Raw genomic sequence first — 18,099 nt, forward strand, 5'->3', positions numbered from 1 at the left:
AGTACGGCTCGCTCGCTCTGAAATGCACGCGATCTATCGGCTCTGGCTGCCCTCCTGACGCAGCAAGGCGTCCAGTGTGTCCAACCGGGCGCCGTCAAAGGCGATCAGCGTTCCTTGTTCAAAAACCCGCCGCGCCAGGCCGGTCAGTACCGAGCCGGGGGGCAGTTCGATATGCAAGCGCACGCCGCGTTCGTAGGCGGTGCGCAGGGTGCCGTGCCAGTCGACGACGCGGCACATGTTGAAGGCCAGGTCGTCACGCAAACGCTCTGCATCGAACACCGGGCGTGCTGACGAGCCGCTCAGATAGCGAATCCGCGGGGCACGCAGCTCGACGGCAGCAAAGGCTTCGGCAAGCTGCCGCGCCGGCTCCGCCAGAAGCGCGCAATGCGAGGGCACGCTCATCGCCAGGCGCCGCGCGCAGGAAGCACCAAGAGCCTTGGCGCGCACGGCCGACGCGGCCATGGCCGCATCGCTGCCGGCAATCACGAGCTGGTTGTCGGCATTGATATTGGCCAGGTACGCGGGTTCCTCGGCCTCCGCCAGCAGGCCTTCAACCGCAGTCAGCGACAGGCCAAGGATGGCCGTCATGCCGTAGCCTTGCGGGTAGGCCTGCTGCATCAGCTCACCGCGCAGGGCGACCAGCCGCACGGCGTCCCGATAGTCCAGCGAGCCGGCCACCACGGCCGCGGCGTAGGCGCCGATCGACAGGCCTGCAACGTAGTCGGGCGCCTGGCCGCCCCGCATCAATAATCGAGCACTGGCAACACCGGCGATCAGCAGGCACAGCTGCACGGAACGGGTCGAAGCCAGAGCCGTTTCGCTGTCCAGCGTCAGCGCATCTTCGCCAAGCACATCGCTGGCCTGCTGCAGACAGTCCAGTACCTCCGGCTCCTGCGGTAGGCGATGCAACATGCCAGGCTTCTGCGCACCCTGGCCGGGAAAGGCGAACAGGCTGCTCATGCGGCCAGCTCCTCAGGGGCCCACGGACCGCGGACAAGCCGCGCGCCGGTAGCGCATTTGACCAACACTCGGGGCGAGTGGCCGGCCCATTCGCGCAAGGCAATCGCACCGGCGGGAGTTTCCATCTGCATATCGACGCGGCAAGGCGCCTCGTCTAACAAGCGCTGGAGTTCCCGCGCCCTGGGGCGTGAGAGTGCCAGGGGCGTGCGCAACAAGAGATCGAGATCGCTGTCGGCATGGGCCGTCGGCAGCCCGGTCGCCAGTTGGTAGCCGACCGAACCCGTGACACCCCAGCACAGACCGAGCGCATCGAGCGCTGGCTTCAACTCAGCCAGCGCACACAGCGCCGGTAGTTCGGCAACGGGCAGCCGCTCGACAAGCTGCTCCGGACGCACGCGCCTCAGCACCGCGCTCGCCACCATCACCGAGGCGTAGCGCTCTTCACGGCGACTGCCGCGCAGGCCCACCGCGATCTGACCGCTAGCCACCACTGCCCGGCGGACCACGACCGGCTGGCCGGCATCGACCACCTGACGTGCCCAATCGGGCGCATCTGCGGGCAACTGCGCTGGGGTCATGCCCCAGAGCAGGTCATGGGGGCGTGTCATGTCATGCATCTACAGCCTCCTCGTGATTGTTGTTGTCGAGTGCTGAGTTCGTTTGGCGAGTGGCGTCCGCTACGTTTTGCCTACCACTGCTCACGCAACAGGTCGCGCACACGCGACGAGGCCTCACGGTTCGGCGCGCCGAGACGACCGCGCAGGTCAGTGCTGTTGCCGATGTCGGCGACGGCCTGCTGTAGGCAGTCACGCACCTGCTGCAGATCACCGGCTGACGGCTGCTCGATGCTGTCCACCGAGAGGGTTTCCCAGAGCAAACCGAGGGTTGCGTAGTTGTCGATGTCATAGGCCATCGGCGGCACCGATTCGGCCAGCGCTTCCAGCTCTTCGACGCTGCGCAGGGTGATGCGGGCGGCGGCGGCCTTGCCCATGGCATGCACCATCACGCCCGGATCGCGCAGGGCGATGATCCGCTGGGCCTGGTAACCGTGGGCCAGAAAGGCACCGGACATCGCCTTGCCCACCAGCAACGAGACCACCGGATGCCCGGCCAGGCGCGCCCGGGCATAACCGTCCACCGCACCGGCCAGCGCCTGATGGATGCCCAGCGCCTCCTCGCGACGGCCATAGGCCTGACTCGGCACGTCGACGATGGCGACCACCACGCGCTTGTCCGCCTTGTCGCGATCCGTCTCGATCACCTCATCCAGCGCCTGACCCAGCGCCCAGCCTTCCAACAGGCCAACCTCGCCGTTGCGCGCGCGCGGGAAGGGGTTCTCAGCATCCGGTACCACGGCGATATAGCGGGCGGTACGGTCACCGAGGGTGCCATCGACCACCTTTACCGAGGCCGGATAGCCTGCGAGTGCCTGACCGCCGGCCAAGGCTTGCAACCAGTTCAGTCCACGGCTCATTGGGCATCTCCTTCGTAGAGGGCACGCACGGCGGCAGCATCGAGCTGCGTGCGGGTATCAACGTCGGCCAGGCGCTGCAGAAACCAGGCATGGCGACGGCTACGTGGTTGAACGGGTATGCCCAGGGCAAACAGCTCGTGGAGCTGCTCGCGAATGGCGTCGGTGTCGTCAGCGACGTAGGCATCCACCAAGCCGCTGGCATAGCGCTGCTCGCCGCCGGTCAGGCTCCAGATGAACGGGCGGTCGCGCGAGTCGTACTCGTCGAGACCGGCTTCCTGCTCGATCACCTGCGGGCCGTTGAGGCCGACGCGGGCCTCACGGGTGACGACCAGATAACTGCACAGCCCGGCGGCGATGGACATGCCGCCGAAGCAGCCGACGGAGCCAGCGACCACACCGATCACCGGCTGGTATTGGCGCAGCTCGACGATCGCCGCCTGGATTTCGGCGATGGCGGCCAAGCCCAGGTTGGCTTCCTGCAGGCGCACGCCGCCGGTTTCTAGCAGCAGCACGGCACGGGTCGGAACGCCCTTGCGATTGTCCTCGGCGGCCAGCTCCAGCGCGCCGGCGATTTTCGCCCCGCCAACCTCGCCCATGCTGCCGCCCTGGAAGGCGCCTTCGATGGCGGCGATCACCGCCGGCTGGCCGTCGATGGTGCCTTTGGCAACCACCACGCCATCATCGGCCTGGGTGACGATGCCCTGCTTCGGCAGCCAGGGTGAAGTGACACGGGCGAACGGATCGAGCAGTTCGCGAAAACTACCCGCGTCCAGCAGTGCGCGGGCACGCTGGCGGGCACCGAGTTCGACGAAGCTGCGCGACTCGAGTAAACGGGCCACGGTATTAGCGGACACATCAGTCATGGCCGACCTCCTCCAGTCCCTGCTCCAGGCGCAGACGCACTACACCGGGCGTGGCCCCAAAATCGTGAATATCGATGTTCAGCGCCGGCAGGTTCTGCTCGCGGAACATCCGCTCGAACAGTTGCTGCCAACGTTGCTCGGCGCCATTGACCGAGGTGACCACCTGGATCGCCAGCTTGCCGGCCTGGCCCGGCTCGAGCAGCACTTCCAGATCGCCCGAGCCGACCACGCCGACCAGGGCCTTGCCGCGGGCGGGCTGCCCGGCGGGGAATTCGAAAGACAGGGTTTCCATGTTCAGTTGCTCCCAGTCGGCGCCGGCGCAAATGGCGCCAGGCGGTCGAGGAATAAGGTGGCGGCAAGCAGGTCGGCGGCGCCGCCCGGCGAGGCACGCAGCGACAACATCTCGCCTTCCAGTGCGCGCAGCTGGCGGCGCCCGGCGAGGCTGGCGCAACCGCCGGCAGCCAGCACGGCGCGAGCGCCCTGCTGCATGCGGGTCAGGCCATCGAGGCCCGCGCGGTGCAGCACGCAGGTGTCGCTCAGCTCGGTCATGATCGCCAGTAGTGCATCGAGCCGGGCGTTCTGCTCACCTGCCCCGCCGCGGCGGCTCACCAGCAGTTGTGGCAGGCCCTGTTCGATGACGGCAGGAAAACCGTGCTGGGCCTGTTCCCGTGCACCGAGCACGCCATAGGTCCGGCAGACCTGCGCGCCATGGCTGTGTGGGTTGTGCGGCGCAGCCGGGTCGCTCAAGCGGGCCAGTGCCGCGGCCGTTGCCGCAACGCCTCTGGCGTCGGGCGCGTCGGCTTCGAGAGCCGCCGCCGCGCTGAGCAGCCCCAGCGCCCAGATCGCCCCGCGATGAGTATTCACGCCATGGGTGACGCGGAGCATGTCGGCTTCGCCGTCCCGCCCCAGCTGGCCGAGGGTTTCGCGCAAGGGCTGGCCGACTTCGCCAAGCTGCTGCGCCGCTTCGGCCATCGCCTTGAACGTAGGCCACAGCGCATGAGCCGAGGCGTGCATCAGACCCAGGTGCAGGTCGTCATGCGCGCCGTTGCCGCGTCGATCGACCAGCCCCGGCTTCGGCGACAGGTCGGCCTCGTCGATCAGCGCCTGCACCGCCAGGTCTGCCAGGCGCTCAGCCAGCGTCGGCTGCGCCTGTCTTGCAATGAGTGCGCTCATCACCAACTCCTGAACTTAGCAGGCGGGTTGTAGAGGCCGCCGGACCAATCGACCAGATCGGCGATGCTCTTGGCCGCGAGCAACTCGCGGGTGGCATCGTTGCGGCGGATGCCGAGGTCTTCCGGCAGCGCGATCAGCCCTTCACGGCGCATGCGCGCGGTGTCTTTCGGGTTGTGCCGCAAGCCGATGCTGGTAACGCCAGCCACCGCGGCGATCATCGCCTGACGCTCTTCCAGCGAGCGGGCCTTGTAGAGGTAGGCGATGCCTTCTTCGGTCAGCAGGTGGGTGACGTCGTCGCCGTAGATCATGATCGGCGCCAACGGCATGCCGCTCTTCTTCGCCACCTCGACCGCGTCGAGCTGCTCGACAAAGGTGGGTTTGCCGCCTTCCTGGAAGGTCTCGACCATCTGCACCACGAGCTTCTTACCGCGCTCGAGCATGGTCACTGGGGCTTCGCCACCGGGCATTGCCATATCGAGCCAGGCCGGGGTCGGATGGCGGCGACCGCGCGGATCGTGGCCCATGTTCGGCGCACCACCGAAACCGGCCAGGCGACCACGGGTAACGGTGGAGGAATGCCCGTCGCCATCGACCTGCAGGGTTGCACCGATGAACAGGTCCACGGCGTACTGCCCGGCCAGCTGGCACATCATGCGGTTGGAGCGCATCGAGCCGTCGCGGCCGGTGAAGAATACGTCCGGGCGCTGGGCGATGTAGTTCTCCATGCCCAGCTCGGTGCCGAAGCAATGCACGCTCTCGACCCAGCCGGTCTCGATCGCCGGGATCAGCGTCGGGTGCGGGTTGAGCGTCCAGTTGCGGCAGATCTTGCCTTTCAGGCCAAGGGATTCGCCGTAGGTCGGCAGGATCAGCTCGATGGCGGCGGTGTTGAAGCCGATGCCGTGATTGAGCGACTGGACGTTGTGTTTTTCGTAGATGCCGCGGATCGCCATCATCGCCATCAGCACATGCACCGGCTTGATGTGGCGCGGGTCGCGGGTGAACAGCGGCTCGATATAGAACGGCTTGTCCGCCACCACGACGAAATCCACCCAGCTCGCCGGAATGTCCACGCGCGGCAACTCGTCGACGATCTCGTTGACCTGGAAGATGACGATGCCGTCACTGAACGCGGTGGGCTCGACCAGCGCCGGCGTGTCTTCGGTGCTGGGTCCGGTATAGATGTTGCCGTGACGGTCGGCCTGGAAGCCGGCAACCAGCGCGACGTTGGGAATCAGGTCCACCAACAGACGTGAATAGAGTTCGATGTAGGTGTGGATGGCGCCAACTTCCAGCAGCCCGTCTTCAAGGAGCTGGCTGATGCGCAGGCTCTGCGGGCCGGCAAAGGAGAAGTCGAGCTTGCGCGCGATCTGCCGTTCGAACAGGTCCAGGTGCTCGGCGCGGCTGACGCTCGGCATGATCATGTGCAGATCATGCAGCTTGCCGGGGTCGGCCTGGGCCAGGGAGCGGGAGAGAAAGTCCGCCTGCTTCTGGTTATTGCCCTCGAGCACCACTCGATCACCGGGGGCGATCAGCAGTTCCAGGGCCTCGACGATCCGCTCGCTGGGCAGCACCACGCCATCGGCAAGGCTGCGCACCTGATCGAGACGCCGGGCTTTTTCAGCGCGACGACGCGACCACTGCGGCGGTGGGGAGATTGTTGTTGTCATGGCGACTCCACTGTTTTTCCGCTTGTGGAGCGCACAGTAGGGAGATGACCGGAGGGTCATCAATCAAGCGCAGAGGCGTTTCGTTACGCTGAGGTTAACGATGGCTCTGGATGGGCTCATAGCCAACCGAGCGTCACGCTGGCGAGCAGCACGTAGCGGCCGCCCTTGGCCAGGGTTACCAACAAGAGGAAGCTCCACAGCGGTTCACGCAGCGTGCCAGCCACTACTGTCAGCGGGTCGCCGATGATTGGTACCCAGCTCAGCAGCAGCGACCAGCGACCGAAGCGGTGATAACGGCGCTGGGCCCGCTCCAGCTGCTGCGCGCTGACGGGGAACCAGCGTTTGTTGCGCAGGCGTTCAATCGATCGGCCCAACAGCCAGTTGACCAATGAGCCCAGCACATTGCCCAGCGTGGCGACCGCCAGCAGACCTGTCAGCGAGTAGCCGCCATGCAGCAACAGCCCGACCAGCACGGCCTCGGATTGAGCGGGTACCAGCGTAGCGGCGGCGAAGGCCGCGCCGAACAGGCCGAGGTAGGCAGTCAGGTCGAACATTATGGAATCGTGGGCTCAGGCATCGCCGATGCGACATAACGAGAATGCATGATGAAAATCTGGCAGGCTGCGGCCTTGGCGTCACGCATGGCAAGGTAACAGAGGATTTTGATGAAAGGCAGGTTGATCTACCTCATCGGCCCTTCCGGTTCCGGCAAGGACAGCGTGCTCGATGCGGCACGCGAAGCCCTGGCCGAGCGCGGCATACGTATCGCACGGCGAGTCATCACGCGCTCGGCCGAAGCCGTGGGCGAATCTGCCGAAGCGGTCAGTCATGACGAGTTCGATCGTTTGGAGCGCGACGGTGCCTTTGCCATGAGCTGGCGCGCCAACGAACTTGCATACGGGATACCCATCCAGATCGACCAGTGGCTGGCCGCCGGTGAGGATGTGCTGGTCAACGGTTCGCGTGGCTATCTTGAGCAGGCGCGCCAGCGCTACCCCGACCTGCTGGCGGTGTTGCTCAGCGTGCGCCCCGAGGTGCTGCGCCAACGGCTGCTCAAACGCAACCGCGAGACGCCGGAGCAGATCGAAGCCCGCCTGGCCCGCAATGCACGTTTCGAGGACTCACTGGACGAACTCTTCCTGCTGGACAACTCAGGCGATCTTCACGAGTCAGTGAGCAAGCTGCTGCGACTCATCGATCGTTAACGCATCAGCGCCCTGGCTGTGGGTGGAAGCCCGGCACCGCGCTGGGCCGGTCGATGCGCCCGGCCGGCATGGTGCACTTGAGATCGCGGAAACGCTGGCCGTTGAGCAGCTCCCAGCCATGCCCCGGCGAGGTCTGTCGACAGATCACCGTGCCGTCGGCCTTGCTTTGCCACTGGTAATACGGCGCCGGGGCGGCGTACGCCAGCAGCGGCAAGAACAGGCTGAACGCAATGAGAACGGCGCGCATGGGTCGGACTTCGATGGAGGGCTGGCGCCACTTTAGCCGGATCGATCCATAGCGCAAGCACAGCTGGTCGCAGCGGCGGTCAGGACCAGACCTTTTGCGCCTCGCGCATGAAAATCTCCACCGTTTTCGGCCCGATCCCTTCGAACTCGCCCAGCCTTTTTTCCAGCTCCTTGCGGTCCTTGCTCCTTTCGCGAATGTTGCCGAGCTTGCCGCCGTATTCGTTATTGAGTTTGTCGCAAAGTTTGAGCAGGCGTTCGGCAGTCGATTCGTCATAGCGCACGTAGTGACCCTCCCCCAGCATGTCCACCAGCTCTTGCCAGCTGCAATTGCAGATCTTTCTCGGCGTGTCGCGTTGGTGCTTTTCGACGATGACACGATAGGCGTCGGCAGCGATGTCCTGCTGGATGCGCTTGCCGAACAGGAAGCTGGCGATGAACCATTTGAACAGCTCGCCTTCTCCCTGACTGATATCGATCCCGAGTTCTTTCGCACTGATTTCGCTGGCCATTGCTGTGTCTCGCTCGCGGAGGATTCCTTTGTTGCGACGCCAACGGCAGGACAGGGTTCGCATCGACTTTTGCGCGGCGATAGGCAGAATTCCGCCTATCGCCACTTCACCGATGAGCGAAATCTTGCCAACGGCGTCTATGAGGCAGCCCTGACCCGCCGAAACAGAGCCTTCAGCGTTATGGCACAGCTCGTGCTAAGTCTTAACTGCCCGATGCGACGACCAACGACAAGAAAAGCCGCACAGCGCTCCTGCTTCACTCTGTGAAAGCACGTCCGACGCCGTCTCTCCTTTTCTTGTCGTTGCATGCAGCCCTGGCGCTGTAGCTGATCGTCTATCGTCAGTTCTGCAAAACCAATAACAACGAAACGGAGATACACCATGAGATTGACCAAACGCTTCAGCCTGCTCGCTGCCGCAGCGGCCTTCACCGCCAGCACCGCCGCAGTGGCTGCCCCGACCTTCATCAATATCCTCACGGGCGGCACCAGCGGTGTGTACTACCCAATCGGGGTGGGCATCTCCCAGCTGTATAGCAAAGGCATCGACGGCGCGAAAACCTCCGTGCAGGCAACCAAGGCTTCGGTCGAAAACCTCAATCTGCTGCAATCCGGTCGTGGCGAGCTGGGCTTTGCCCTCGGTGACTCTGTGGCTGACGGCTGGAATGGCGTCGAGGAAGCCGGCTTCAAGGCACCCCTGAAGAAACTGCGCGCCATCGGCGGCAGCTACCCGAACTACATCCAGATCGTCGCCAGCAAAGAGTCCGGCATCAAGACGTTGGCCGACCTCAAGGGCAAGTCGATCTCCGTCGGCGCGCCGAAATCCGGCACCGAACTCAACGCTCGCGCCATCCTCAAGGCGGCCGGCCTGAGCTACGAAGACATGGGTAAGGTGGAATACCTTCCGTTTGCCGAATCCGTCGAGCTGATCAAGAACCGCCAGCTGGATGCCACCCTGCAGTCGGCCGGCCTGGGTATGGCCGCCATTCGCGACCTGGCTTCGACCATGCCGCTGAACTACGTGGAAATCCCGCAAGACGTGGTCGACAAGATCGGCAACGACGCCTACCAGGCAGCGAAGATCCCGGCGGGTACCTATGACGGCCAGGAAGCCGACGTGCCGACCGTTGCCATCACCAACATCCTGGTGACCCATTCGGACGTGCCGGATGACATTGCCTACCAGATGACCAAGCTGTTGTTCGAGAACCTCGACCAGCTGGGCAACGCGCATTCTGCCGCCAAGGACATCAAGCTGGAAAACGCCACCAAGGCGCTGCCGATCCCGCTGCACCCGGGTGCCGAGCGTTACTACAAGGAAGCCGGCGTACTCTGATTACGCCCCTGGGCAGCCCGGTGCTGCCCAGCCTGAACCGCGGGCGTCAGTCCTGACGTCTGCGGCTCGTCCAATCCGGCTCTACGCGACCACGTTTTATCAGCTCGAGGCAATTCATGAGCGAACTACAACAAGAGGAAGGCCTGGCAGGTAGCGCAGCCGATTGGCCAAAAGCTTTGTTTTATGTGGCCCTGCTGTTCTCCATTTACCAGATCGTCATGGCGGCGTTTCACCCGGTATCGAGCCAGGTACTACGAGCCGGGCATGTCGGCTTTCTGCTGATGGTCGTTTACCTGTACTTTCCAGCCGCGGGCAATGGCCGCCCCTGGCAGCCGCTGGCCTGGGTATTGGGCCTGGCGGGCATGGGCACGGCGTTCTACCAGTGGTATTTCGAAGCTGACCTGATCCAGCGCTCCGGCGACCTCACGACCCTCGATTTCGCCGTCGGCGTGCTGCTGATCGCCCTGGTATTCGAAGCCGCTCGCCGGGTCATGGGCATCGCCTTGCCGATCATCTGCGCCACATTCCTGGCCTACGGCCTGCTCGGCCAGTACCTGCCCGGCGATCTCGCGCACCGTGGCTACGGCATCGATCAGATGGTCAACCAGCTCGCCTTTGGTACCGAGGGTCTGTATGGCACGCCGACCTACGTGTCGGCGACCTACATCTTCTTGTTCATCCTCTTCGGTGCCTTCCTCGAACAGGCCGGCATGATCAAGCTGTTCACCGACTTCGCCATGGGCCTGTTCGGCCACAAGCTGGGTGGGCCGGCCAAGGTGTCGGTGGTGTCCTCCGCGCTGATGGGCACCATCACCGGTTCCGGCGTGGCGAACGTGGTGACCACCGGCCAGTTCACCATTCCGCTGATGAAACGCTTCGGCTACAAGTCGGCGTTTGCCGGCGGTGTCGAAGCAACCTCTTCCATGGGCAGCCAGATGATGCCGCCGGTGATGGGAGCCGTGGCCTTCATCATGGCCGAAACCATCAACGTACCCTTCATTGAAGTCGCCAAGGCCGCGCTGATCCCCGCGCTGCTGTACTTCGGCTCGGTGTTTTGGATGGTTCACCTGGAAGCCAAGCGCGCCAACCTCAAAGGCTTGCCGAAAGAGGAATGCCCGAGCGCCATGGCCGCGGTTAAGCAGCGCTGGTACTTGCTGATTCCACTGGGTGTGCTGGTTTACCTGCTGTTTTCCGGGCGTACGCCATTGTTCTCGGGCATGGTCGGCCTGGCACTGACGGCCATCGTGATCCTCGGCTCGGCGATCATCCTCAAGGTCTCGTCATTCGGCTTGCGCGTCGCCTTCTGGATCGCGCTGGGCGTGCTCTGTGCCGGGTTCTTCCAGCTCGGCATCGGGGTGATCTTCGGGGTTATCGCGGTACTGGTAGCGATCTGCTGGTTCATCAAGGGCGGGCGCGACACCCTGGTGGTGTGCCTGCATGCGCTGGTGGAAGGCGCGCGCCATGCGGTTCCGGTGGGTATCGCCTGTGCGCTGGTCGGCGTGATCATCGGTGTGGTGTCGTTGACCGGTGTGGCCTCGACCTTTGCGGGCTACATCCTCGCGGTGGGTGAGGACAACCTGTTCCTCTCGCTGCTGCTGACCATGGCCACCTGCCTGGTGCTGGGCATGGGCATTCCGACCATCCCCAACTACATCATCACCAGCTCCATCGCCGCACCGGCCCTGCTGGACCTTGGCGTTCCGCTGCTGGTCTCGCACATGTTCGTGTTCTATTTCGGCATCCTGGCTGACCTGACACCACCTGTCGCGCTGGCCTGCTTCGCGGCGGCGCCCATCGCCAAGGAAACCGGGCTGAAGATCAGCATGTGGGCGGTGCGCATCGCCATTGCCGGCTTCGTGGTGCCGTTCATGGCGGTCTACAACCCGTCGCTGATGATGCAGGGCGACAGCCTGTGGATGACTGCGTACATGGTGCTGAAGGCAAGCTTTGCCATTGGACTCTGGGGCATCGCCACGATCGGCTACCTGCAGCGACCGCTGGCCTGGTGGGAGCGGGTGCTGGGCTTCGCCGCCGGTGCGACGCTGATCATGGCTATGCCGATCACCGATGAAATCGGCTTTGGTATCGGCTTCCTGCTGCTGGCTCAGCACATCGTGCGTGCCCGCCGGGCCGGGCCGGTACTGGCGTGATCGGACTCTGTCTGGGCTTGGCCGGGGTGGTGTGGGCGCAGGTGCCCATTGCCGACTTCACCTTGGCCTGGACCCACACGATCGAGAAGATCCGTTGGGAAGAGGATTACCGCGTGACGCCGGACGGGCTGCTGCTCGGCGAAGCGCGGGTCAAGGGTTCAGGTGCCGGGATGGAAATCCCGGATGACGCCGAACTGCGTGACGGGGCCTGGCACTACCAGCGCCAGATGCCGCCGTTGCAACCCTTGCGAGTGGGGCGAACCCCCGAAGCAGGGGATTACCAACTGTGTTTCAACCAGCGTTGCCACGCCTTGAGCGAATGGCTCGGCCCGCCAAAAGCGGACCAGCCCGCGCTGGAACTCTGGAGCTGCGCCGCGCAGGCGGTGGGCTCCACCTGATTCGGAATTGTGCGCCTGTCCCGGGCAGGGCCTTGGTCCGGGAAGCACACACCGCTTGGTGGATCGGTGAAGCGTGATCCACCCTTCGTTGGCTCAGCGCCGAGGTCGGCTAACCGATGGTTTGCAACGCCTCTCTGCGCTTGCTCGTCGCTGCTTGTCTGGCGCGCAGTTTGCGCCACCAGATCACCACCCCGGTCACCGACAGCACGGCAATCGCCACGCCCAACACTGCGATCAGGATGCGTCCCGGCATACCCAGGATCCGCCCGCCGTGTATCGCCGGCTGCAGCATGTGGAACTGCTCGCCCAAGGTGCCCTGCCCCGGTATCTCCTGCCCGAGCAATTGCGAGCCATCGCTGCCATGAAAGAACAGCCAGGCATTGCCCTGGTTGCTGTCGTGATCACCGAAACCTGCGCCATAGAAGTTGTATTCGAAGCTGTAGTACAGCTCACCAATCGGCTCGCTCAGGCCCAGGGCCGCGGCGTGCTGCATGGCGTAATCGTAGGCTCGATGGAAGTCGTACTGGGTCGTACCCAGCTCGTCCTTGGGCAGCCGGCCGCGCATCTCATAGACACTCGGCTCGACCGGTGAAAACAACGACACCACCGGTTTGAACACCTGTTCGGGCAGGTTCATGGCAATGCTGCTGATGGCGACCGGCGTGAGCAGCAACCACAGCCACAGGCCGCCCGCACGATGCACGTCGTGGTTGAGCCGCTGCCGCTTGATCTTCCAGGCCGTCCACCACTTGCCGAAGAACGGCCGCCCGCGAGGGAAGGTCAGCAGCAGCGAGACGAAACAATCGAGGGTCCAGAAGATCGCGACGATGCCCATCAGCCAGAGCCCCCAGTTGCCCGGCAGCGTCAGGTTGTAGTGAAACTCCAGCATGAAAGGCACGAAGTTCTTGCGCGAAAAGCAGCACTCACCCCAGTGACGGGTGCCGACAAGCTCGCCGGTCACCGCATCGAGGTATTGCACCACGGGCTCTACGTCATAGGGCTTGCCGGTTTGCGGATCGTTGCGCGGCACCAGGGCCATTAGCGCGGCATGTCCCGGCTCGTCGGGGAACTCCATGTACCAGACCTGCATGCGCGGGTTGGCCTGCTCGACCCGTTCGACCAGCGCTCCAGGCGCCAGCACCGAGCCTTCGCTGGCGGTGTGGTAGAACGCGGGGTTGAGCCACTCATCCAGTTCATGATGGAAGGCCAGCACGCTGCCGGTGATGCCTGCGAGAAACAGGAACAGCGCCGTGGCCAGGCCGATATAGCGGTGCAGCAGTACCAGGATCGAACGCATGGTCAGTGTCCGTATTGCAGAAAGCACAAAGCCGCCGGCCGATGAAGGCCAGCGGCTTTCGCCGGTTCTTAGAAGTCGTAGGTCAGCGTGGCCATGACATTTCGCGCTTCGCCGTAATAGCACTGGCTGAGGCTGTTGCAGGCCGCGACGTATTTCTCGTCGGTCAGGTTGTTCAGATTCAGCTGCGCGCCAAGCCCATCCAGACCCACCCGCGACAGGTCATAGCCCAGCATGGCGTCATAGAGCGTGTAGGACGGGATGCGCAGCGTGTTCTCTGCGTCCGCCCAGCTCTTGCCGAAGTAGCGCACGCCGCCACCGATTTGTAGACCCGCGATGGCGCCCTGCTCGAAGGTGTAGTCAGTCCATAGCGACGCCATGTTGCGCGCCACCGCGTTGGGCGTATTGCCGCGGTTGTTGACCCCGGCAGCTCCGGTGAAGTCCTTGGAATACTCCACGTCCATGTAGGTATAGCTGGCGATCACATTGAGGTTGTCCTGCGGGCGCAAACGCGCCTCGAACTCCACGCCCTTGGACGTGAGCTCACCGACTGCACGATAGAAATTCTCGTTGGAATCCTTGTTCGCCAGGTTCGACTGCTTCAGGTCGAAATAAGAGATGGTGTAGAGATCATCAGTGCCTAGCGGCTGGTATTTCAGGCCCAGCTCGTACTGTTCGCCCTCGGTCGGGTCGAGCAGCGTGATGTCGAAGCCACCGCTGCTATTCGCGTTGTAGGCCGCGGTAGCGTTGGGGTTGAAGGACTCGGAATAGCTGACATAGGGCGACAGACCGTTATCGAAGGCGTAGAGCACACCGACACGGCCGGTGAACTGCTCCAGCTTGGCGGCATCGGACTGATCGCCGTAGGAGGCGTCCTCGGTGTGGTCGAACGAGACATCCACCCAGTCCTGGCGCACGCCCAGCGAGAACCGCCAGTTGCCGAGGCTGATGAGATCCTGCACGTAGAGCCCGGTTTGCTCCAACTCACGCGTCTCGTCGTACTGGTGGTAGAACGTCGGGTTAGCCGCGCCAACGCTTCCGGTGTAAGGGTTGATCACCGAAAGGCCGTACCCTGCGTCATAGTCGACTTTCGCCTTGCGGCGCTGATAATCGAGACCGGTCACCAGCGTATGGCTGAGCGCTCCCGTATCGAAGAGAAACTGCAGCTGGTTGTCGAGGGTCCAGGCATGCAACGCCTCATCGGCGCCGGTGTAGTAGCGCACCAGCTCGTCCTGTGTGGCGTAGCCGTACTGGTAGACCTGGCCGGATTCGACCGTCGAATCGAGATACTGGAAGTTCTGCCGCGCCGACACCGTATCGTTGAAACGGTGTTCCAGCTGATAGCCAATCATCTGCTGATCGCGCTCGAACTTTTCGTAATCCTCATCGCCTTCGAAGAAGCTGCGTGAGATGCGCTGGCCGTTGTGCGAGGTGACGGTGCCGTCGGCTGGGAGGCCCCCGTGATATCCGCTTTCAGGATCGCGCTGCAGCATTGCCTGCAGCGTGAGCCGGGTGTCTTCGGTGAAGTCGATGCTCAGCGAGGGCATCACGGCGTAACGCTGCTCCTCGATGCCATCGACCTGGTTGTCGGCATCCTTCGCGACACCGACCAGGCGGTAGGCAATGCGCTCGTCTTCCAGCGGCCCGGTGAAGTCGAATGCGACCTGCTTGTTGTCCTCACTGCCGTAGGACAGGCGTATCTGCCGGCTCGTCTGGTATTGCGGCTTCTTGCTGGTCATCGCCACCAGCCCGCCCGGTAGGCTGCGTCCGTAGAGCACTGAGGACGGTCCCTTGAGAATGTCGATACGTTCGATGAAATACGGGTCGACCTGCAGGCTGCTGTAGGTGCCGCTATCACCCAGCAGCTTCTGGCCGTCGAGGTAAAGGTTATCCACAGAGCCGTCGGTGATTCCACGCATGGCAACGTAGTCGTAACGGGTCGTCGCGCCATAGGGCGTGCTCATCAGGCCTGGCGTGTATCGAACCGCCTGCGCGATGGAGCGCGAGCCTTGGTCCTCCATCTGCTGGCGCGTGACCACGGACACGGTCTGGGACGTTTCAGCCAAGGGCATGCTCGTTTTGGTCGCCACGCTGCTGTGCGTCGCCTTGTAGCCGTCCATCTCACCCAGTGCGTTTCCCAGCGCGAAGCCCTCGACCACCATGGGCTTGAGCTCCACGGCTCCGGCTTGCTCGCGAGCCGGCACCAGAGAATAGGTCCCACGCTCGTCACGGACCGCCTGCAAACCGCTGCCGCGCAGCAAGGTTTGAAAGCCCTCATCCACGCCGTACTGGCCCTGCAAACCGCTGGAGTCGCGGCCGTCCACGAGGCTGCCATCGACGGACAGCATCACCCCCGCCTCGCCCGCGAAACGGCTCAATGCGCTGGATAGAGAACCAGCTGGAATGTCATAGCGCCGTGCAGTTTGCTCAGTGGCCGATTGCGCCAGCGCCACGGGCGCAACGGCAATCGCCGTCAGTGGCAAACAGAGCAGCGCGGCACGGACGGCCCGAGACAGTGGATTGGAACGGCGGGGAGGCAAGGCATTGGAGCGCATGATTCATCCTTTCTGCGAAGGCAAATTCGGGATCGATGCGGTTATGCCCAGCGAGAGCAGAGAAAAGGGAACCACCCAACGAATTTTTTTGCTCTGGCTCCACTAGCGCGGCTATGCCGGCTCCAGGCTCACCCACCAGGGCAGCCGGCGATTCACGCGCAGCGACAGCGTGCTGGCAACGACATCCAGCACTCGGTCGGTATTGGCCAGCGGGTAGGCGCCGACGACACGCAAGCCGGCGATTCGAGGATCACAACCCAGGTAACCCTGCCGATAGCGCCCCAATTCGGCGATGAACGCGTCCAGACGAAGATTATCGGCAAGCAGTACCCCGCTCGCCCAGGCCTGCCGACCCGATTGAACCGGACGTTCAGGCTCGATGCGAAGGTCGGTGAAGTCCAGCTGCTGTCCTTGGTGCGCCATGCGCGATCGGCCGCTGGCGGGCCGGGCCTCGACAGCGCCATCGAAAACGCTGAGCCGGGTATGCCCGTTGCGCTGCAACACCGAAAACCGCGCAGCAGCTTCGGCCTTCACGCTGCCCTCGGCGGTGCGCAGCAACAAGGGACGCCGATCGTGGCTCACCTGCAGCAACAGCTCGCCCCGGTAAAGCGACAGTTGGCGAACCTGATCATTGAGCGCGACGTCCACGGCGCTGTTGGTGTTCAGCCACAGGTGCGAACCCTCGGGCAATTGCCAATCGCGCACCTCGCCCACCGCCGTGCGTTGATCGGCCGTCCAGCTACGCCAGGGCATGGCGCCACCCGCCAGAGCCAGAACACCACCACCGAAAACGACGGACAGGGTTTTCAGCGCCTGCCGTCGCGTCGGCTGCCGACGCTGCATCAAGCTGCTCGCCTTGGCGCCAAAGGGATCGCGGGAGAGCGGCTCGAAACGGCCGCTGATTTGCTCGACGCGCCGCCACGCCCGAGCGTGCTCCGGATCGCTGAGCCAGCGCCGCCAGGCTTGGCGGTCGTCATCACTGACCGTGTCCGACTGCAGTACAGCGAACCACTGGGCAGCTGCCTGCAGTACCTGGTAATCGAGATTCACGCGTCGTCCTCGATCAGGGTCAGGCAGTGCAGCATGGCCTGCGCCATGTACTTTTTGACCATCCGCTCGGACACGCCCACCTCCAGCGCGATGGCTGCGTAAGTCAGGCCATGCAGCTGCGACAGAAGAAACGCTCGGCGCACCTTTTCCGGAAGTCGTGACAGCATGGCATCGACCTGCAACAGCGTTTCGACCACTAGCGCCTGGGATTCCGGTGACGGCGCGACCGCTTCCGGCTGCAGCGCTACGGCATCCAGGTACGCCTGCTCGATCTGCCGCCGACGCCAATGGTTGATCAACAAGCCACGGGCGATTGTGTGCAGGTAGGCGCGCGGTTCACGGATCGCATCCAGCCCCTGATCCTTGCTCAGCACCCGTACGAAGGTGTCTTGAGCCAGGTCGGCGGCCCGCTGGCTGCAGCCGAGCTGGCGGCGCAACCAACCGTTCAGCCAGCCCTGATGGTCGACATAGAGCCGATGCACCAGTTGTTGCCTGACCAACCCGTCAGCTGCCATGTTTCGCCGCCTTTCACCCCGAGGACGCTAATGCTAACGCTTCTCATAAACAAAAGACCACGGGGTTTTTCTTCTTTGCTGTTTCAATCGCGGGTTTTGGATGGCTGGACTAGGCTATCGGACATCTGATTGCAGGAGATCCCCCATGATCCGCTTTGCCTGGCTCACCCTAGCTGCACTATCCGCCGCCTCCCTGCCCGCTCAGGCTGAGCAGCTGCTGCCGGGTCTATGGGAGTTCACCAGTGAAAAGCTGGTCGTGGACAGCATGGAAATGCCGGGCATGGCCGAAATGCTGGCGCAGATGAAAGAGCTGCCACCCGAACAGCGCAAGATGATGGAGAGCATGCTCGCCGAACAAGGCGTTGAGCTGGGTTCCGGTGGCATTCGACTCTGCCTGAGCGAAGCTCAGGTCGAATCACGCAAGTTGCCCTTCCAGGACGAGCCCGGCTGCACGCAGGAAGTGCTTGAGCAGACCGACAGCCTGTGGCGATTCCGTTTCGAGTGCCCGGATGCGAAGGGCCAGGGCGAGACGAAGATCATCAGCAATCGGGAAGTGGCCAACATGATCGAGACGACGTACGCCGTGGGTGAACAGCAGGGCACCAGCCGGATGCAGTCGCGCGGCCAGTGGCTCGGCGAGGACTGCGGTACGCTGAAGCCTCAGAGCTAGCTAACGCGGACGTTTCACGTGGAACGCAACGCCCA

At 63.7% G+C, this 18,099-nt stretch carries 19 protein-coding genes; 5 read left to right on the forward strand and 14 right to left on the reverse strand.

Annotated features, from left to right (window positions below; all coding sequences use genetic code 11):
- Positions 1-33: 33 nt before the first annotated feature.
- The 8 genes from mdcH to ACIGHL_RS18710 all read right to left on the reverse strand — a co-directional run bounded on the left by mdcH (position 34) and on the right by ACIGHL_RS18710 (position 6,691).
- Positions 34-960, reverse strand: a complete 927-nt coding sequence (gene mdcH / locus ACIGHL_RS18675) for a malonate decarboxylase subunit epsilon (RefSeq protein WP_128119940.1) — start codon at positions 958-960, stop codon at positions 34-36.
- The gene (locus ACIGHL_RS18680; RefSeq protein ID WP_128119941.1) at positions 957-1,577 is read right to left on the reverse strand and encodes a malonate decarboxylase holo-ACP synthase; all 621 of its coding nucleotides are present in this window, start codon (positions 1,575-1,577) and stop codon (positions 957-959) included. Before ACIGHL_RS18680 ends, mdcH begins: the two co-directional genes overlap by 4 nt.
- 71 nt (positions 1,578-1,648) lie before the next feature.
- Positions 1,649-2,434, reverse strand: a complete 786-nt coding sequence (gene mdcE, locus ACIGHL_RS18685; RefSeq protein WP_128119942.1) for a biotin-independent malonate decarboxylase subunit gamma — start codon at positions 2,432-2,434, stop codon at positions 1,649-1,651.
- A complete protein-coding gene (locus ACIGHL_RS18690) occupies positions 2,431-3,297 on the reverse strand; it encodes a biotin-independent malonate decarboxylase subunit beta (protein WP_046163303.1) in 867 nt (288 codons plus the stop codon). The genes mdcE and ACIGHL_RS18690 overlap by 4 nt, the downstream gene beginning before the upstream one ends.
- Positions 3,290-3,589, reverse strand: coding sequence for a malonate decarboxylase subunit delta (locus ACIGHL_RS18695; RefSeq protein ID WP_045423103.1), 300 nt, complete (start codon positions 3,587-3,589; stop codon positions 3,290-3,292). Before ACIGHL_RS18695 ends, ACIGHL_RS18690 begins: the two co-directional genes overlap by 8 nt.
- A gap of 2 nt (positions 3,590-3,591) precedes the next feature.
- On the reverse strand, positions 3,592-4,470 hold the full coding sequence (locus tag ACIGHL_RS18700) for a triphosphoribosyl-dephospho-CoA synthase (protein WP_128119943.1): 879 nt from the start codon (positions 4,468-4,470) through the stop codon (positions 3,592-3,594).
- On the reverse strand, positions 4,470-6,137 hold the full coding sequence (mdcA, locus tag ACIGHL_RS18705) for a malonate decarboxylase subunit alpha (RefSeq protein ID WP_128119944.1): 1,668 nt from the start codon (positions 6,135-6,137) through the stop codon (positions 4,470-4,472). Before mdcA ends, ACIGHL_RS18700 begins: the two co-directional genes overlap by 1 nt.
- A gap of 116 nt (positions 6,138-6,253) precedes the next feature.
- Complete coding sequence (locus ACIGHL_RS18710) at positions 6,254-6,691, reverse strand: YqaA family protein (protein ID WP_128119945.1); 438 nt, start codon at positions 6,689-6,691, stop codon at positions 6,254-6,256.
- Positions 6,692-6,802: 111 nt separating this feature from the next.
- Here ACIGHL_RS18710 and phnN point away from each other — a divergent pair, with 111 nt between their 5' ends.
- Positions 6,803-7,342 (forward strand): phosphonate metabolism protein/1,5-bisphosphokinase (PRPP-forming) PhnN, encoded by a 540-nt coding sequence (gene phnN / locus ACIGHL_RS18715; RefSeq protein WP_128119946.1) that lies wholly within the window; start codon positions 6,803-6,805, stop codon positions 7,340-7,342.
- Positions 7,343-7,346: 4 nt separating this feature from the next.
- On the opposite strand, the gene ACIGHL_RS18720 is transcribed toward phnN, so the two are convergent.
- Positions 7,347-7,589 (reverse strand): hypothetical protein, encoded by a 243-nt coding sequence (locus ACIGHL_RS18720; RefSeq protein ID WP_128119947.1) that lies wholly within the window; start codon positions 7,587-7,589, stop codon positions 7,347-7,349.
- Positions 7,590-7,668: 79 nt separating this feature from the next.
- On the reverse strand, positions 7,669-8,097 hold the full coding sequence (locus ACIGHL_RS18725; protein ID WP_128119948.1) for an HhH-GDP family DNA glycosylase: 429 nt from the start codon (positions 8,095-8,097) through the stop codon (positions 7,669-7,671).
- Between the two features lie 381 nt (positions 8,098-8,478).
- Here ACIGHL_RS18725 and ACIGHL_RS18730 point away from each other — a divergent pair, with 381 nt between their 5' ends.
- The 3 genes from ACIGHL_RS18730 to ACIGHL_RS18740 all read left to right on the forward strand — a co-directional run bounded on the left by ACIGHL_RS18730 (position 8,479) and on the right by ACIGHL_RS18740 (position 11,980).
- Complete coding sequence (locus ACIGHL_RS18730) at positions 8,479-9,432, forward strand: TAXI family TRAP transporter solute-binding subunit (protein ID WP_045423094.1); 954 nt, start codon at positions 8,479-8,481, stop codon at positions 9,430-9,432.
- A 116-nt stretch (positions 9,433-9,548) separates the two neighbouring features.
- Entirely contained in the window at positions 9,549-11,582 is a 2,034-nt protein-coding gene (locus ACIGHL_RS18735) for a TRAP transporter permease (protein WP_128119949.1), read from the forward strand.
- Complete coding sequence (locus tag ACIGHL_RS18740; protein WP_128119950.1) at positions 11,579-11,980, forward strand: DUF1850 domain-containing protein; 402 nt, start codon at positions 11,579-11,581, stop codon at positions 11,978-11,980. The genes ACIGHL_RS18735 and ACIGHL_RS18740 overlap by 4 nt, the downstream gene beginning before the upstream one ends.
- A gap of 109 nt (positions 11,981-12,089) precedes the next feature.
- Here ACIGHL_RS18740 and ACIGHL_RS18745 read toward each other — a convergent pair whose 3' ends face one another.
- The 4 genes from ACIGHL_RS18745 to ACIGHL_RS18760 form a co-directional block, all read right to left on the reverse strand.
- Positions 12,090-13,277 (reverse strand): PepSY-associated TM helix domain-containing protein, encoded by a 1,188-nt coding sequence (locus ACIGHL_RS18745; protein ID WP_128119951.1) that lies wholly within the window; start codon positions 13,275-13,277, stop codon positions 12,090-12,092.
- A gap of 68 nt (positions 13,278-13,345) precedes the next feature.
- The gene (locus ACIGHL_RS18750) at positions 13,346-15,829 is read right to left on the reverse strand and encodes a TonB-dependent siderophore receptor (protein ID WP_128119952.1); all 2,484 of its coding nucleotides are present in this window, start codon (positions 15,827-15,829) and stop codon (positions 13,346-13,348) included.
- Positions 15,830-15,940: 111 nt separating this feature from the next.
- Positions 15,941-16,879: a FecR domain-containing protein gene (locus ACIGHL_RS18755; RefSeq protein ID WP_128119953.1), complete on the reverse strand. Its 939-nt coding sequence runs from the start codon at positions 16,877-16,879 to the stop codon at positions 15,941-15,943.
- Entirely contained in the window at positions 16,876-17,394 is a 519-nt protein-coding gene (locus tag ACIGHL_RS18760) for a sigma-70 family RNA polymerase sigma factor (protein ID WP_128119954.1), read from the reverse strand. The genes ACIGHL_RS18755 and ACIGHL_RS18760 overlap by 4 nt, the downstream gene beginning before the upstream one ends.
- 145 nt (positions 17,395-17,539) lie before the next feature.
- Between ACIGHL_RS18760 and ACIGHL_RS18765 the strand changes: the two genes are divergently transcribed.
- Positions 17,540-18,064 (forward strand): DUF3617 domain-containing protein, encoded by a 525-nt coding sequence (locus tag ACIGHL_RS18765; protein WP_181689982.1) that lies wholly within the window; start codon positions 17,540-17,542, stop codon positions 18,062-18,064.
- Positions 18,065-18,099: the final 35 nt, after the last annotated feature.

It is taken from the genome of Pseudomonas sp. NPDC077451 (assembly GCF_044543345.1).
Classification (GTDB): Bacteria; Pseudomonadota; Gammaproteobacteria; order Pseudomonadales; family Pseudomonadaceae; genus Stutzerimonas.